The sequence below is a fragment of the Thermodesulfobacteriota bacterium genome (assembly GCA_030583865.1).
Taxonomy (GTDB): Bacteria; Desulfobacterota; GWC2-55-46; order GWC2-55-46; family GWC2-55-46; genus UBA5799.
The window spans coordinates 1572118-1587432 of sequence record CP129479.1; the positions used below are offsets into that span (position 1 = coordinate 1572118).

The 15315-nt window shown below is 57.0% G+C and carries 15 protein-coding genes and 1 riboswitch; of the genes, 2 read left to right on the forward strand and 13 right to left on the reverse strand.

Going from position 1 to position 15315, the window contains the following annotated elements:
• Positions 1 to 22: 22 nt before the first annotated feature.
• From moeB to QY316_07465, 13 genes are all read right to left on the reverse strand, one after another.
• Positions 23 to 847 carry a molybdopterin-synthase adenylyltransferase MoeB gene (gene moeB / locus QY316_07405; protein ID WKZ31747.1) on the reverse strand — a complete coding sequence of 275 codons (825 nt, stop codon included), beginning with the start codon at positions 845 to 847 and terminating at the stop codon, positions 23 to 25.
• A 195-nt stretch (positions 848 to 1042) separates the two neighbouring features.
• Positions 1043 to 1498 carry a M67 family metallopeptidase gene (locus tag QY316_07410; GenBank protein ID WKZ31748.1) on the reverse strand — a complete coding sequence of 152 codons (456 nt, stop codon included), beginning with the start codon at positions 1496 to 1498 and terminating at the stop codon, positions 1043 to 1045.
• 66 nt (positions 1499 to 1564) lie between these two features.
• The gene (gene cysM, locus QY316_07415) at positions 1565 to 2470 is read right to left on the reverse strand and encodes a cysteine synthase B (GenBank protein WKZ31749.1); all 906 of its coding nucleotides are present in this window, start codon (positions 2468 to 2470) and stop codon (positions 1565 to 1567) included.
• Between the two features lie 378 nt (positions 2471 to 2848).
• Positions 2849 to 3085 (reverse strand): NIL domain-containing protein, encoded by a 237-nt coding sequence (locus QY316_07420; protein ID WKZ31750.1) that lies wholly within the window; start codon positions 3083 to 3085, stop codon positions 2849 to 2851.
• A complete protein-coding gene (locus QY316_07425) occupies positions 3082 to 3363 on the reverse strand; it encodes a MoaD/ThiS family protein (GenBank protein WKZ31751.1) in 282 nt (93 codons plus the stop codon). Before QY316_07425 ends, QY316_07420 begins: the two co-directional genes overlap by 4 nt.
• A 240-nt stretch (positions 3364 to 3603) precedes the next feature.
• Positions 3604 to 3840: a sulfurtransferase TusA family protein gene (locus QY316_07430; GenBank protein WKZ31752.1), complete on the reverse strand. Its 237-nt coding sequence runs from the start codon at positions 3838 to 3840 to the stop codon at positions 3604 to 3606.
• Between the two features lie 8 nt (positions 3841 to 3848).
• On the reverse strand, positions 3849 to 4799 hold the full coding sequence (locus QY316_07435) for a 4Fe-4S binding protein (protein ID WKZ31753.1): 951 nt from the start codon (positions 4797 to 4799) through the stop codon (positions 3849 to 3851).
• A gap of 131 nt (positions 4800 to 4930) precedes the next feature.
• A complete protein-coding gene (gene thrC / locus QY316_07440) occupies positions 4931 to 6184 on the reverse strand; it encodes a threonine synthase (GenBank protein ID WKZ31754.1) in 1254 nt (417 codons plus the stop codon).
• A gap of 98 nt (positions 6185 to 6282) precedes the next feature.
• A riboswitch (SAM riboswitch) is annotated at positions 6283 to 6397 on the reverse strand.
• Positions 6398 to 6621: 224 nt separating this feature from the next.
• Positions 6622 to 7521: an outer membrane beta-barrel protein gene (locus QY316_07445; protein WKZ31755.1), complete on the reverse strand. Its 900-nt coding sequence runs from the start codon at positions 7519 to 7521 to the stop codon at positions 6622 to 6624.
• Between the two features lie 47 nt (positions 7522 to 7568).
• A complete protein-coding gene (locus QY316_07450) occupies positions 7569 to 7877 on the reverse strand; it encodes a transcriptional regulator (protein WKZ34097.1) in 309 nt (102 codons plus the stop codon).
• Between the two features lie 309 nt (positions 7878 to 8186).
• Complete coding sequence (locus QY316_07455; protein WKZ31756.1) at positions 8187 to 9824, reverse strand: putative manganese-dependent inorganic diphosphatase; 1638 nt, start codon at positions 9822 to 9824, stop codon at positions 8187 to 8189.
• Between the two features lie 102 nt (positions 9825 to 9926).
• Positions 9927 to 10901, reverse strand: coding sequence for a deoxyhypusine synthase family protein (locus QY316_07460; protein WKZ31757.1), 975 nt, complete (start codon positions 10899 to 10901; stop codon positions 9927 to 9929).
• 184 nt (positions 10902 to 11085) lie between these two features.
• A complete protein-coding gene (locus QY316_07465; protein WKZ31758.1) occupies positions 11086 to 12669 on the reverse strand; it encodes a peptide chain release factor 3 in 1584 nt (527 codons plus the stop codon).
• Between the two features lie 268 nt (positions 12670 to 12937).
• Here QY316_07465 and QY316_07470 point away from each other — a divergent pair, with 268 nt between their 5' ends.
• Positions 12938 to 14521, forward strand: a complete 1584-nt coding sequence (locus QY316_07470; GenBank protein ID WKZ31759.1) for an NAD(P)/FAD-dependent oxidoreductase — start codon at positions 12938 to 12940, stop codon at positions 14519 to 14521.
• Positions 14508 to 15116, forward strand: a complete 609-nt coding sequence (locus QY316_07475) for a hypothetical protein (GenBank protein ID WKZ31760.1) — start codon at positions 14508 to 14510, stop codon at positions 15114 to 15116. The genes QY316_07470 and QY316_07475 overlap by 14 nt, the downstream gene beginning before the upstream one ends.
• Positions 15117 to 15315 lie beyond the last annotated feature (199 nt).

The following is a 15315-nucleotide window of genomic DNA, read 5'->3' on the forward strand; positions in this document are numbered from 1 at the left end:
TCCGATCTCGGGACAAAAGCCGCTACTTCTCGCAGGTAACCGGCCTGAGCTCGCAGGCCTCTTCCTGGTAGGCCTTTAGCGTCGTTATTGTCGGCCGCTCCCCGCAGAGCGCGCACTCAGGGTCCTTCCTGACCTTTACCTTCCTGAAGGTCATCTTGAGGGCGTCGAATACCATGAGGTGCCCCTCAAGGGGGTCGCCTATGCCGAGGAGGAGCTTGATGGCCTCTACGGCCTGAAGGACCCCTATTACGCCGGCGAGCGCCCCCAGCACCCCCGCTTCCTGGCAGCTCGGAACCAGCCCTTTTGGCGGCGGCTCGGGGTAGAGGCACCTGTAGCACGGGAAGCCCTTTGCGGGGTGGAAGACCGAGACCTGGCCGTCGAACCTGAACATCGAGCCCGATACGAGCGGCTTCTCCTCGAAGAAGCAGGCGTCGTTCATGAGGAACCTTGTCGGGAAGTTGTCGCTCCCGTCAAGGACGACGTCGTATTCCCTGATTATCTCCCGGATATTATCCTCCGTAAGGCGGCCGTGAAACGGCAGGACATTGACGTCCGGGTTCAGCTTCCCTATGGTCTCCTTCGCCGAATGGACCTTGGGCTTTCCTATGCGCTCGGTATTATGTATGACCTGGCGCTGCAGGTTGCTCAGGTCCACGCAGTCCCCGTCGGCCATGCCGATGGTACCCACGCCGGCGGCAGCGAGGTAAAGGAGGGCCGGGGAGCCCAGGCCGCCTGCGCCGAGGACAAAGACCCGGCTCTTAAGTAGCTTCGCCTGCCCCCTGCCTCCGACCTCCGGGAGTATGATGTGCCTTGAGTATCTTTCTATCTGTTCCTCGTTGAAATCCATCTTCCGGAAACTCCTCCTCTGCAATGTCCGTAATGGCCTAATGCAAAAAAACCCCTCGCGGGGCAGAAGCGCCTTTTTAAGCGGGCGGCTCGATTATTTCTTTCAGAAAGGACGGTTCATTCAGGGCTCGTCAGGAAAAAGGCCAGAAACGACTGACGCGGCGGCGGGAATCGAACCCTCGTCCGGCCCCGGCCGCTAGCCTTTCTCGTTTATCTTGATGCTCTCTTCCTTGAATGGCCCTTTCTCGTCCTCGATCATCCAGCTCCTTACCGATACGTCCTTGCCGCCCTTGACGGATATGATGAAATACGAATAGCCCGGCTGACCCCACTCCCTGTCGGTCGGCGAGGGCTTGTCAGGGTGGTCCGGGTGGGAATGGTAGAAACCCATCACGTCCATGCCCTGGGTCCTTGCTATCTTGTCTATGAGGTTCAGCTCCTTGGGGTCTATGATATACCTGTCATGGGCGCGCTCGGTATTGACGTTAGACGCCCTCTGCGCCTCGAATATCCTCCGGGCCGTGTAAGTGGTCCCAACCAGCACACCGCAGCACTCGTGCGGGTAGGATTCCTTGGCGTGGTTTATTATCTCGTCGTAGGCGGACCTGGATATATGGATTACGCTCTTCCCTATGCCGAGGAACGAAAGCACTTAAGTTTCTCCTTTAAGTATTTACTCTAACCACTTTAAAATCAAGCGATTTTAGACCTACTACATTCAGGCTTCCCATAGCCGAGTGGAAAGGTACTTGTCCCCGCCGTCCGGGAAGATGGCGACCACAACGCCTTTCTTAAGCTTCCTGGCGACCTCCATCGCTCCCCATAACGCCGCGCCCGATGACTGGCCGACGAGCAAGCCCTCTTCCCTCGCGAGCCTCTTTGCCATATCGTAAGACTCTTCCGTCGGGGCCGGGATCTTCTCGTCGAGCTCTTCCTCGTGGTATATGCCCGGCACTATCGAGGAGGCCATGTGCTTCAGGCCTTCAAGGCCGTGGAACGGGGTAGACGGCTCTACGGCTATGACCCTTATGTCCTTGCTGTACTCCTTGAGCCTTCTGCCTGTCCCCATGACAGTCCCGCCCGTGCCGATGGAGGCGACGAAATGGGTTACTCGGCCGCCGGTCTGCTCGTATATCTCGACACCCGTTCCGTTGAAATGCGCGAGCGGGTTCGAGGGGTTATTGTACTGGTCGAGCTTGCAGTACTTCTCGGGGTCGTCCACATAGAGCTTCCAGGCGAGCCTTATCGCGCCGTCAGAGCCTTCGAGCGGGTTGGAGAAGATGACCTTGGCCCCGAAGGCGTGGAGTATCTTCTTTCTCTCCTCGCTCACGTTGGCAGGCACGACCAGCTCGACCTTGTAGCCCTTCACGGCCCCTATCCAGGCATAGGCTATGCCGGTATTCCCCGAGGTAGAGTCGAGGATGACCTTGTCTTTCGTAAGCCTGCCGCTCGCCTCTGCGTCCTCAATCATGTTAAGGGCGGCCCTGTCCTTTACCGAGCCGCCGGGGTTGTAGCCCTCGAGTTTCGCGTATACCTCCACCTCGGTAGGAAGGTCCCTGGCGATATTGTTGATTTTTACAAGGGGGGTGTTGCCGACCAGGTCAAGAACCGAGTTTTTTGCCATGGAGAAAGCCTTTTCCGGCAGCGCTTCCAGAAGCCGTTGTCCTCTCATTGCCTATACCTCCCCAAACGGGGTGAAATTCCGCTCAAATGGACCGGTACTGACCGCGGTTAATACCTTAGTAAGCTTCTCAAGTTTATAATACCTTAGTATATTTGTCAACATATTTGGGCCGGCAAACCTTGAAAAAAAACCATATTGGAGCACAAAAAAACCCCGTCCTCATGGGGCGGGGTTCAGGTTTTTTTATCCGTTCAGGCTCGCCGATGAGACCGGGCCGGCCAAGTCCAGGGGAAAGGCCGGGGCCCTTTATAATCGTCTGGGAAATCCTCGTTTTATATCCTGCGGCCCTCCTGATACCTGGACCTTATTCCGGAACGGTCATTCGATGATATCGAGCTCTATGGGCTCGACCTTCACGCCCATCTCGATCAGATACTGTATCGCCTTTTCTATCTCCTCCGGCTCACCTTCGAGCTCGAGCGCGACAAGGCCTATCTTGTCGGACACCGTCGCCTGCCTGATGTTCGTCACCACCTCGAACTTCCTGCCGACATGGTAAAGCAGGGGCTCCTTTACCTGCTCCTTGGGATAGGTGAGATAGACCCTCTTTTTCAAAGCGCGCCTCCGGCGATGGCTGGGATTATGGAGAGCTCGTCGTTTTCCTTGAGCCTGGTGTCCATGTTCTCCTTGAACCTGATGTCCTCGTCGTTCAGGTAGATGTTCACGAACCTCCTGAGCTTGCCGTCCTCCTCGCAGATCCTTTCCTTGAGGCCCGGGTAGTTCCTTTCCAGGTCCTCGATTATCTCTGCGACGTTCGCGCCGCTTGCGCCGACTTCATCCGAGCCGTTGGTGAGCTTCCTGAGCGGGGTCGGTATCCTGACCTTGATTACCATATTCTCTAATCCTCCTATCGGAATTCCTTGCTGTAGACAACCTCTAAAAATTAATCTTTTCCCCGGACTCTGTGTCAGGCCTGGAATAAAAATACTCACATATTCGCATATATGCTCCGCTTTTTATTCCCGGCCTTCCTTGATTGCGGGAAAAATCTCGAATTTTTAGCGGTTGCCATTGGCTTCCCGCTTTAGCGTCCAGAGAGAGGACGGCTGCGGCTTCCGGAAAGACCCGCCCGGTCAGCCCTTCTCGACCTTGAGCCTGAAGAAGTCCCCTTCCTTCTTGACTTCGATTATCCTGTGGCCCTCTTCCTTGATGGACTTGGGCACGTTCTGTATGGGCTCGCCGGAATCGAGTATGACTTCCAGCACCTCGCCCGGGCTCATCATCTCGAGCTTGAGCTTCGTCTTCACGAAATTTATGGGGCACATGACGCCCCGGAGGTCTAATGTAGCATGCGTGCCTGATTCGCTCATAATCGTCCCTATGCCTTTACGGTCTCGTTATTCCGGAAGACCGGCTCCATGAACTTGAGGTAATTATCGAGCCCCACCCTCTTAAGGGTGTTGCCGATCCTTTCGCCCCTCTTGCCGTTGGCGTTGTACCACTCTATGGTGAGCCTTATGGCGTCGGCGACCTTCTCATCCGGCAGGAAGCTGCACACCTCGACCGCCTCCATCGGGTGCCTTCCGTGCTTGCCGCCTATCCTCACTATGTGGCCGTACCTCTTGGGCCTCCAGGCCTCCGTGGGGCACGCCCTGATGCAGTCGCCGCACCAGATGCACTTCAACGGGTCGAATATGGGCTTTCCGGTGTCCGGGTCGGACTCTATCGCCCCTTCCTTGCAGGCCTCCGAGCAGATGGTGCAGCCGGTGCAGGCTTCCTCTTCCCATTTCGGGTCGACCACGCCCTGGAAGCCCAGGTCCATCTCCTTGGTCCTGGCGCAGTCTATGGGGCAGCCCGAAAAAGAGGTCTTGAACTTGTGCGGGGTCGGCGTGCCGAAGAATGTCTGATCGACCATCTCGGCCATCTTCTGCGTGTCCGTAAGGCCGTTCGGGTTGTATTCGCACCCGCCGCAGGCCGTAGGGACCCTGACCCTCGGGCCGCAGGAGGCGACCTTCTGCCCTATTTTCTCAAGCTCCGCGACTATCGCGTTGAACTCCTTGTAGTCAACATAGAGTATCTCAAGGGACTGGCGGAAGCTGAAGTGGACTACGCCCTTTTTGCTGTACTTGTGGGCTATCTTAGATATCTCTATTAGCTTTTCGGTGGTGAGCTTGCCGCCCGGGCAGCGCAGGCGCACCGTGAAAAGGTCCTTCTGTCTCTGCTTTATGAAGCCGCCGGACTTAAGGTCGTTAAAGTCCATCTTCTGCTCGGCGCCTTCGAGGTTAACGGTAACCTTGGTTGTCTTATCCTGAATGAAATGGTCGGTCATGACTGTTAAAGGATATCTCCCTTCATTTGGTGTAAAGGCTTTATTGACACCGGCCTTTGCCCAAGGCGCGCGCCCGGGCCGAACAGGTACTATGATAGCAGAAAAAACACGGGAAATAAAAGCGAAAAATCCTATGCCTTTACGGCGTATTCCCTGCCCCCGGCCTTTACGAGGTCGTCAAACTCCTGAAGTTTGGCGTTGATGACCGTGGGCTCCTTGAGCTTGCCGTAGAGGGCCTCCTGGGTCTTAAGCCCGTTCCCGGTTATAGAGACGACTATGGATTCGTCCCTCGGGATCCTGCCGGACTCGATAAGCTTCTTCGCGGCCCCGAGCGTCACGCCACCGGCGGTCTCCGCGAATATGCCCTCTGTCTCGGCAAGGAGCTTCATGGCCTCTATTATCTCCTCGTCGGTCACGTTCTCGCCCCAGCCGCCGGTTTCCCTCATGACCCTGGCCGAGTAGTAGCCGTCGGCTGGGTTTCCGATAGCCAGCGACTTGGCTATGGTATTGGGGCGGACCGGGCGGATTAGCTCGCTCCCCTCCTTTACGGCGTTGACTATAGGCGAGCACCCTGCGGCCTGGGCTCCGTATATCTTCGCAGTGTTATCGGGGATGAGGCCCAGGGTATGGAACTCCTTGAAGGCCTTGTGTATCTTGGTTATGAGAGATCCGCCCGCCATCGGCACCACAACGTGCCTCGGGGTCTTCCAGCCGAGCTGCTCGGCTATCTCGTAGCCGAATGTCTTCGAGCCCTCGGCGTAGTATGGCCTTATGTTGATGTTAACAAAGGCCCAGCCGTATTTGCCGGCAATTTCGCTGCAGAGCCTGTTGACCTCGTCGTAGGTGCCTTTTATGCTGACGACGGTCGCGCCGTATACGAGCGTGCCGAGTATCTTGGTCTGCTCGAGGTCGTAGGGGATGAAGACGAAGCTCTCCATGCCGCAGGCCGCGGCGTTTGCGGCGACCGAATTCGCGAGGTTCCCTGTAGAGGCGCAGGAGGCCACCGTGAAGCCCAGCTCCCTTGCCCTCGAAAGCGCTACCGAAACCACCCTGTCCTTGAACGAGAGGGTGGGGAAGTTCACCGCGTCGTTCTTTATGTAGAGCTCCTTTACTCCGAGCGCCTTCGCGAGGTTCGTCGCGCGCACGAGCGGAGTGTACCCGACCTGGCCGCCGACCGTCGGCTCGCCCTCGATCGGGAGGAGTTCCTTATACCGCCACATGTTCGGGGCGCGCCCCTCTATCGCTTCCCTGGTGAGGACGCCCTTCATCCTGTCGTATTCGTACACGACCTCGAGCGGCCCGAAGCACAACTCGCAGACGTGGAGCGCCTCTTTGGGGTACTCCTTCCCGCACTCCCTGCATTTCAACGCCTTCATATAGCTCATTGGTACCCTCCTTTAAACTCCATGCGAGCGGTTCGATTTGAACGGGCCAAAAAAAAACCTCTTCTCTGGTTGATAAGAAGAGGCGCCGTCCGTTACCTTTCTTATCTTCCAAGGCTTCAAGCCTTGCTGGAATTAGCACCTGGCGTCCCGCTTTTGGCGGAACCGGTTGCTGTGGCTTCACAGGGCCAGTCCCTCTGCCACTCTCGATAAGAGCATCGAAATATTCAATTTTTGACCGCGGGCTGTCTCGCGGGTTGATGCAGTTCCTTCCTGCAGGTCCTCCGTTTCCGGCTTTTGACGAAAGGAAGGGATTTTACAGACGGGATTTATAATACAACTCATCTCCCGTGTCAAGAGCTATTTGCCTGGACCCGGTGGCTGGCGGCCCGGCGGCGCCTGCAGGCCAGGCTTTTCATAATAATTATAGCAGCTATTTCTCAGAACCTGTAGTTCAGGCCTATCGAGAAGGCCGACGAATCCCAGCTTACCTCGTTCAGCCGCGTATCGACAGTCCCGCCCGAGGAGAAATATGTCCTGTCGGTCCCTGCGGAGGTGCGGAAGTCCTGGATGTCGAAAGAGCCCGCCAGAGTCCACCTGTCGTCCAGGGCGTATTCCGCGCCGAGACCGGCAACCACGCCCCTGCCGTCCGCCCACTGCTCGAAGCTGTTCGGGTGGGCGAAATCAGAGCGGAGGTTCCAGTTTGCGACCGCGTTGAAATCAACGACATGATATTCGACAGAGCCTGTTATGGTAAGCCTCCCGCGGGAGTAAACGGCGTCGACCCCGGCCCACGGGCCGGCCCACGATGCGGAGTAGGTGCTGTCCAGGCCCGGAAAAGGCCCCAGGGCCGGGATCGTCTGAAAACCGTCCGTGATCCTGAGGTTCTGCTTATGATAGGAAAGGCCGACGACCGGTATGAGGTCCAGCCTGCCTCCGGCAGGCGCGAACCTGAATACGTAGCCCGCCCCGCCTGAAACGTCCCAGAGATTGCCGCTGTCGGCCTTGTTGTTCGAGCGCGACCATTCAAGCGTCCTGTCGTTTCCGGCGTAGTCCGAATCCTGGTTCTCCCCTTCCACGATAAAGGCAAACGCCGCATGGCTTCTCAGATAGACCCGTCCGATGTATATGCGGGCCCTGCCCTTGATCTGATAGCTCTCAACGTCCTTCCAGGTAAGCTCTGAGAGGACATTGACGCCGCCCCCGGCTATCGACCAGTCGAGGTTATCTACCCTCTTTCCGGCTGAAAGGGCTATTCCGATTTCCTCTTCGGCTGCGAATCCAGGCCGTGGGATGCTGCAAAGGAGGAGGGCGGCTATTACGAAAAATGTTTTTCTCATCAAGTAAACGGAGAACCGACTCCGCATGTGCGTCAGATTCAAGCTGGTCAGCCTTCCGTTATTCCGAACCTTGTCGCAGTTATACCCTCGGACCTGCATACCGGGCACTTTGAAGGCGTCCTGAGCCTTTCCCTTTTCCTGAATACAAAGCCGCACTCAAGGCACTCGGAAGGCTCGACCACGAAGACCCGTCCATCCGGCCTTCCCTTGTGGAACGACCTTGCGATATGCTCGAGGTGCTCGAGTACGTCCTTCTCGCGGATGCCGACCGCGCCGGAAATCTCCTTCGAGGTAAGCGTCTTCCCGGAGAGGGCCTCGATTATCGCCTGCCTGGTTGTAAGCTCTTTCTGGGACACGGTGTTCAAGGGAAAAGGGGCTTGGGCATGCATAATGGAAGTCTCGTCTCTAATCCGAGTATAGCACAGGCCTGGCAAGGGAAGCAAAGCTATTCGGCTGCTCTGAGAGCCGCAAAAAAAAACGGCCCAGGCCGGGCCTGGACCGCCAAAATGCATATATTCTGGCAAGCTCAAAAATTTGAGATTTTTCCCGTAATCAAGGAAGGGTGGGAATAAAAAGCGGAGCATATATGATAATATGTGAGCATTTTTATTCACGCCCTGACGCTGAGTCCGGGGAAAAGATCAATTTTTAGAGCTTGCCACACGTCAGAATATCTCGTTAAAAACACTCAATATATGCGGCACCACCTGCTTTTTACGGGATATCACGTTCTTGAGCTCAAACACGCCTTCCTTGAGCTTCGGGTAATTGAGCTTGTAGAGCACCTCGTTTTCGCCGACCGCCAGGAGAAGCGATGTGCCCTGCGAGATGTCGGTGACGAGGAGCCCGGCGAGCTTGAGCTCCTTTTTATCCCTGGCCTTCAGGAGCTCGCCCGTGAGGTTCGCGGCCTCCTGGTGGAACTCGTCGAAACCGATAATCTCTACCTGACCAATGCCGAATTTCCTGCCCTTGGCCTCGAACACCTTGAAGTCCCCGGCAACAACGGCCTCCGCGCCCCTTTTCCCGAGGCTCGCGCTCGCGCCGAATACCTCAGAGCCGAAGGCGGCGTGGTCGAGTCCGGATTTCTCCTCGAGCCACTTGATTATGTCCCTGTCGCGGGCGGTAGTGGTCGGCGACTTGAGCATCACGGTGTCGGAAAGGACGCCGCCGAGGAGAAGCCCCGCGGTCTCCTTCTTTATGGGAGCCCCGGTCCTTTTATACAGCTCGGATACGAGCGTAGAAGTAGAGCCCACCGGCTCGCATATGAAGGGAATGGGCTGGGTGCAGGTGAAGTTGCCTATCCTGTGGTGGTCCACGACCTCCATTATGTTCACGGCTTCCGCGCCGTCCACGGCCTGCGATAGCTCGTTATGGTCGACCAGGACGAGGCTCGTGGAAGGCGGCTTCAGTATGTCGGTCTTCGTGATGACGCCCTGCATAACGCCTTCCGAGTCGAGCACTATGAGCCCGGCTGCAGAGGCGGCCTTGAACTTGAAATCATCTACAAGGTCGTCGGGGGATACCGTATCGAAGCTCGTCTCGCATATCATCGATGCCGGTGTGCTCACCCTTACCAGTATCGAGGTAGTGGCCGAATCGAAAGGCGACACGATTATGCTTACGCCGCGCCTTGAGGCCTCCTTCGCGAGGCTCTCGTCGACGTCGAAGCCGCCGGATATTATGAGGAGCCCGACCCCCTTCTCGACCGCCCTTTTCTGTATCTCCACCCTGTCGCCCACTATGAGCGCGCATTTGGACGGGTCTTCCTGCCCGAGGATGTACAGGAAGGCCTCCTCAGACATCGCCCCGATGTAGACCGTAAGCGTTATTTCCCTGCTGCCGAGCGAGTCGTTCCTTACCCTTGCGCCGAGCGTGTGGACTATGTTCCTGAGGGAAGTCGTCACCTCTATCGAGTGCTCGGCCTCCAGATACCTCTTTGCGAGCTCCATGAGGGTCAACACCCCCTTTGGCCTCCCGTCCTTGTCAAGGACAGGCATGAACCTGACCTCTTCTTCCCTCATGAGCTCCAATACCCTGTGGAAGGGAGTGTCCTCGGTAACGGTCACGATGCCAGTGGACATGATGTCCCTTGCCTTCGGGCGTACGTCGGATATGTATTTCGGCGGCTGCACGTTGAAGTAATTGAGTATGAACTCAGTCTGGGGGTTGAGGTCCCCTGCCCTGGCCGGCAGGAAATCTCCCTCCCCGAGCGCGTTCTTGAGCTCCGCGAGCGCTATCGCCGAGCATATCGAATCAGTATCCGGGTTCTTGTGGCCTATTACGTATGTCGCTTCCTTGCTCACTCGCCAATCTCCAGCTTTTCTGTTTTTTATTTTATACCGCATCCTCTCAAGAACCGATGAAACCCGGACAGGCCCCGTGAAGCAGAAGGGTCTTTTATGAAGCTACCACCCGAGGACCCACGCGAATATCAGGGGGGCCACTATGGTCGCGTCGGATTCGATCACGAACCTCGGGGTGTCGATTGAGAGCTTGCCCCAGGTTATCTTCTCGTTGGGCACGGCCCCGGAGTACGAGCCGTAGCTCGTGGTCGAATCGGATATCTGGCAGAAGTAGGTCCAGAAGGAAATGTCCTTCATCTTGAGGTCCTGCCTCATCATGGGGACGACGCATATGGGGAAGTCCCCGGCTATGCCGCCGCCTATCTGGAAAAAGCCCACGCCCTGGCCGGAGCCGTTCTTGCCGTACCAGTCGGCGAGCGCCACCATGTACCCTATTCCGGACTTGACCGTCGTGGCCTTGAGCTCCCCGGTTATGCAGTACGAGGCGAAGATGTTCCCGAGTGTCGAATCCTCCCACCCGGGGACTATTATGGGGAGGCCCTTTTCGGCGGCCGCGACAAGCCAGCTGTCCTTCTCGTCTATCTGGTAGTACTGCTTCAAGACGCCGCTTTTTATGAGCTCGTAGAAGAACTCGTGCGGAAGACGGCTCTCGCCCTTGTCGTTCGCGGCCTTCCAGAGGTCGAATATGTGGGACTCGATCCTCCTTATGGCCTCGTCCTCGGGTATGCATGTGTCGGTGACCCTGTTGAAGCCCTTCTCAAGGAGTTCCCATTCGTCCGCGGGGGAAAGGTCCCTGTAGCCGGGCACGCGCCTGTAGTGGTCGTGCGCCACGAGGTTGAAGACGTCCTCCTCGAGGTTCGCGCCCGTGCAGGAGATTATGCTCACCTTGTCCCTGCGGATCATCTCGGCAAGGGATTTCCCGAGCTCCGCCGTGCTCATCGCGCCCGCAAGGGTGACCATCATCTTGCCGCCCTTGTCCATGTGGGCCTCGTAGGCCTTTGCCGCGTCAAGGAGCGCGGCCGCGTTGAAGTGCAGGTAGTGCTCCTCGATAAACCTGGATACGGCCCCTTTCTTCATCTCTACCCCCTTTGCAGCTTCTTTAAAATGCCCGATTATGCTCCCGTTATTATGGAAGCGTTTTTCTCCTTCGAGTCCTCATTACTAAAAGGGGCCGGGGAGATTATCTTGTAGGGTGCGCTATGCGCACCCCTTACAAATCCCCCTTAGTCCCCCTTTAAAAAGGGGGAAACCCCGCTCCGGCTCAATTGTGCTCCCTCGTCCTGTGAAATGTTATATCCGGCCACTGCTCGATAGTGTAATTGAGCTGCCACTCGCTCGGAGCGAGGTAGGCGAGGTTGCCTTCGGTATCCCTCGCAAGCCTCATCGAGTTCTTCTTCTCGAACTCATCGAGCTTCTTTCTCTCCCCCTCTATCCACCTGGCGCGCTGCGCCTCGATCGGCTCATAGGCCGCGTCAACGCCGTACTCGTCCCTGAGCCTCGCCATAGTCACGTCGAACTGGAGCGCCCCGACCGCGCCGAGTATGTAGTCGTTCCCGGCAACCGGCCTGAAGACCTGGACAGCGCCCTCTTCGGTAAGCTGCTCAAGCCCCTTCTGGAGCTGCTTTACCTTCATGGGGTTCTTGAGTATCACCCGCCTGAAGTGCTCGGGCGCAAAACTCGGGATGCCGGTGAACTTAAGGGGCTCCTTTTCGGTAAAGGTGTCCCCTATCATTATGGTGCCGTGGTTGTGGATGCCTATTATGTCGCCCGCGTAGGCCTCTTCGACGTTGGTCCTGTCCTGGGCCATGAATATGGTCGCGTTCGAAAGGATGAGCTCCTTGCCGGTCCTGTGGTGCACCACCCTCATGCCCCTCCGGAACCTCCCGGAACAGATCCTCATGAACGCTATCCTGTCCCTGTGCGCCGGGTCCATGTTCGCCTGTATCTTGAATGCGAAACCCGTGAAGGCCTCCTCGTGGGGATTAACGACCCTCTCGACCGCCGCCCGCGGCCCGGGCGGGGGCGCAAGCTCGACGAACGCGTCGAGGAGCTCCCGGACTCCGAAGTTGTTTATGGCGCTCCCGAAAAAGACCGGCGACTGGCTCCCCTTCAGGTAGTCGTCAACGTCGAACGGGTTTGCCGCGCCTTCGAGCAGCTCTATATCGTGCCTGAGCTCCCCTGCCTGCCCGCCCAGAAGCTCGTCAAGGCGCTTATCTCCGATATCGGTGATCACTATCCCGGAGGAAGACCTCGTCTCCTCGCCCGGGGTAAAGAGCTGAAGCTCCTTCCTGTAGAGGCTGTACACGCCCCTGAACGCCTTGCCGGAGCCTATGGGCCAGGATAGCGGCGCGCACTCGATCTGGAGCTTGTCCTCTATCTGGGCGAGTATGTCCAGGGGGTTCATCCCCTCCCTGTCGAGCTTGTTTATGAAGGTCATGACGGGCGTGTTCCTCATGCGGCACACGCCCATTAGCTTCTCGGTCTGCGTCTCGACGCCCTTGGCCGAGTCTATGACCATGAGTGCGCTGTCGACCGCGGTAAGCACCCTGTAGGTGTCCTCGGAGAAGTCCTGGTGTCCGGGTGTGTCGAGAAGGTTCACCTCGAAGTCCCTGTAATTGAACTTCATGACCGAGGTGGTGACGGAGATGCCCCTCTCCCTCTCGATGGCCATCCAGTCGCTTGTCGCGTGGCGAGAGGCCTTCCTGGCCTTCACGGCCCCGGCAAGCTGTATCGCGCCGCCGTAGAGGAGGAGCTTCTCGGTAAGCGTGGTCTTCCCGGCGTCGGGGTGGCTTATTATGCCGAAGGTCCTCCGCCTCTCGATTTCCTTTTGAAGGTTCCTGGACATCTTTTCCTGTCGCTGAAAGCCCGGCTTAGTGGTCCCGGGCCGCTACGTAGAAAATAAAAAAATGGGCCTGGGAAGAAGGCCCATTCGGAAAAGGATTATACAATATCGGAGTACGCCGGTCAACGGATAAAGAACCCGCGGGGAAAGGCGAGTTACAACTTCGAGGACGGGTTGTAAGTATTACGACGCACTGATTGACTTTCAGGCGGCGGTATGATAATTCTCGCCATTGAAAACAGATGATTTCTCTCGGAAAATCGCCGTCTCAATGACACAGAAGACCGCCGTTATAATAGGTGCCGGGCCTGCCGGCCTTACCGCGGCCTTCGAGCTGCTTGAAAAAACGGACGTAAAGCCCGTCATTTTCGAGCAGACCGCCGACATAGGCGGGATTTCGAAAACGGTCAATTACAAGGGAAACAGGATAGACATCGGCGGCCACCGGTTCTTTTCCAAGTCCGACAGGGTGGTCGAGTGGTGGCTCAAGGTACTTCCTCTTCAAACCTCCCCTGCAAAAGACGATTCTCCTGAAAACGCGAGTTTTCTGACCGGCGGCTCTCAGCGGTTTTCCGCTCCACCAGGCAGCAGAAACTCCGACCCCGAAAAGACCGACCGGGTAATGCTCGCAAGAAAGCGGCTCTCCCGCATCCTATTCATGCGGAAATTTTTTGATTACCCGATATCCGCGAACATGAAAACGCTGCGGAACCTCGGGGCCTTTCGCACGGCAAAAATTCTTGTGAGCTACTTCCGGGCCAGGCTCGCGCCGGTCGAGGAGAAGTCCCTTGAGGACTTCTTCATAAACCGGTTCGGGAAAGAGCTTTACGCGACTTTCTTCAGGGATTATACGGAGAAGGTCTGGGGCGTGCCGTGCAGCGAGATAGACCCGAGCTGGGGCGCCCAGAGGATCAAGGGGCTCTCAGTGACGAAGGCGCTGTTTCACGCGGCAAGGGGCATGGTCTCCGACCGCTCCCTTGAGCAGAAGGACGTAGAGACGAGCCTGATCGAAAGGTTCATGTACCCCAAATTGGGCCCCGGCCAGATGTGGGAAGAAGCGGCGCGCATGATAAGGAAGCGGGGCGGCGAGGTGCACCTGAACCACCGCGTAGCCGGGCTGAAGGCAACCAGCGGGAGGATATACGAGGCCGTTGTTATCGACGAATCGACCGGCGAAGAAAAGACGGTCTTGGGAGATTACTTCATATCGTCGATGCCCGTAAAGGACCTGATAGCCGCAATGGGACACGACGCGCCCCGGGAAGTTCGGGAAGTTGCCGGGAGCCTTGCCTACCGGGACTTCATGACAGTCGGGCTCCTCCTCAAAAAGCTCCTGGTCAGCCCGAAAGACGCCCCCAACGGCATTATTCCCGACAACTGGATTTACGTCCAGGAAAATGACGTAAAGCTCGGGAGGATCCAGATATTCAACAACTGGAGCCCGTATATGGTGATGGACGGCGGCGCCGTCTGGATCGGCCTTGAATACTTCTGCAACGAGGGAGACGAACTGTGGCGGAAGTCCGACGATGAATTTGCCACGTTCGCGGGAGAAGAGCTGGAAAAGCTGGGCATGATAGTCAGGGAGGATATCCTTGACAGCACCGTCATACGCATGCCGAAGGCCTACCCCTGCTACTTCGGCTCCTACGAGCGGTTCGAGGTCGTAAGGAAATTCACCGACACCATTGAAAACCTGTTCCTTATCGGGCGTAACGGCATGCACAGGTACAACAACCAGGACCACTCGATGCTCACGGCCATGGTCGCGGCAGAGAACATAAAGAACGGGATCAGCACGAAAGAAAACATCTGGTCTGTAAACGCGGAAGAGGAATACCATGAGTCCAAATAGGGGAACGGCAGCCAGGCTGGGAATCATGGCCGCGCTTTTCCTTCTCGGAATCACGGTCGGCACGCTCGCATGGGACAAAATCGTCCTTCCATTCAGCAACCCCTGGGGTGTTATCGGCCGAATGAGCCTTATGGGATACAATCCCGCCAACAACATCGCAAGGTTCGTGGTTTTCGTGCTCCTGCCGTCCCTATCTCTTGTCATGGTCTATCTGAGCGCCGGGAAGTGGCTCAGGGATTTTCTTTTCAGCACGGCTGTTCACAAGGTACTGCCTGAGGTCCGGTCCGGTCCGGTCCGGTCCGGCGCGCGAACGATGCTGCTCCTGATAGCGTTTTCAGTCGTGGTGGCCCTGAATTCCCCTGTCATGATGAGTCACGGAATCGACCCCTTTCACGAGGGCGAGACCCTCGGAACGAGCGTTTCGTACATGGCAGGGCAAGTCCCCTACAAAGATTTCATATTCGCGCAGGGCGTATACCAGGACCCCCTGAGGGCTGTCCTCTCGTTTAAGCTCTTCGGGCGAGTGGGAATTAGTGTAGATGATGTACTTGACGTTGCCTCCGCCATTGACGAGGGCAAGAAATATTGCGGCTGACGGGGTCAGCAATCAGATGCGGCTCTACATGGTCAACGACTACATATCGAGGGAATACAAGCTTCACAGGCGTATCTACGATAATGAGATATGGATAAAAAAGACGCTTTAAGAACCGCGGGGACACCGGTAGCGTAGAAGGAGAGTTTAGCGGCGTATCAGTATGGAGCTTCAAGTGACGCCTGCAGCGGCTCCGCAT

Coding starts and splice junctions, on each gene's coding strand:
- QY316_07465 (WKZ31758.1), bottom strand. CDS start 12,669: ATGTCCAGGAACCTTCAAAAGGAAATCGAGAGGCGGAGGACCTTCGGC.
- thrC (WKZ31754.1), bottom strand. CDS start 6,184: ATGAGCTATATGAAGGCGTTGAAATGCAGGGAGTGCGGGAAGGAGTAC.
- QY316_07445 (WKZ31755.1), bottom strand. CDS start 7,521: ATGAGAAAAACATTTTTCGTAATAGCCGCCCTCCTCCTTTGCAGCATC.
- QY316_07430 (WKZ31752.1), bottom strand. CDS start 3,840: ATGAGCGAATCAGGCACGCATGCTACATTAGACCTCCGGGGCGTCATG.
- QY316_07475 (WKZ31760.1), top strand. CDS start 14,508: ATGAGTCCAAATAGGGGAACGGCAGCCAGGCTGGGAATCATGGCCGCG.
- moeB (WKZ31747.1), bottom strand. CDS start 847: ATGGATTTCAACGAGGAACAGATAGAAAGATACTCAAGGCACATCATA.
- QY316_07470 (WKZ31759.1), top strand. CDS start 12,938: ATGACACAGAAGACCGCCGTTATAATAGGTGCCGGGCCTGCCGGCCTT.
- QY316_07460 (WKZ31757.1), bottom strand. CDS start 10,901: ATGAAGAAAGGGGCCGTATCCAGGTTTATCGAGGAGCACTACCTGCAC.
- cysM (WKZ31749.1), bottom strand. CDS start 2,470: ATGGCAAAAAACTCGGTTCTTGACCTGGTCGGCAACACCCCCCTTGTA.
- QY316_07425 (WKZ31751.1), bottom strand. CDS start 3,363: ATGGTAATCAAGGTCAGGATACCGACCCCGCTCAGGAAGCTCACCAAC.
- QY316_07435 (WKZ31753.1), bottom strand. CDS start 4,799: ATGACCGACCATTTCATTCAGGATAAGACAACCAAGGTTACCGTTAAC.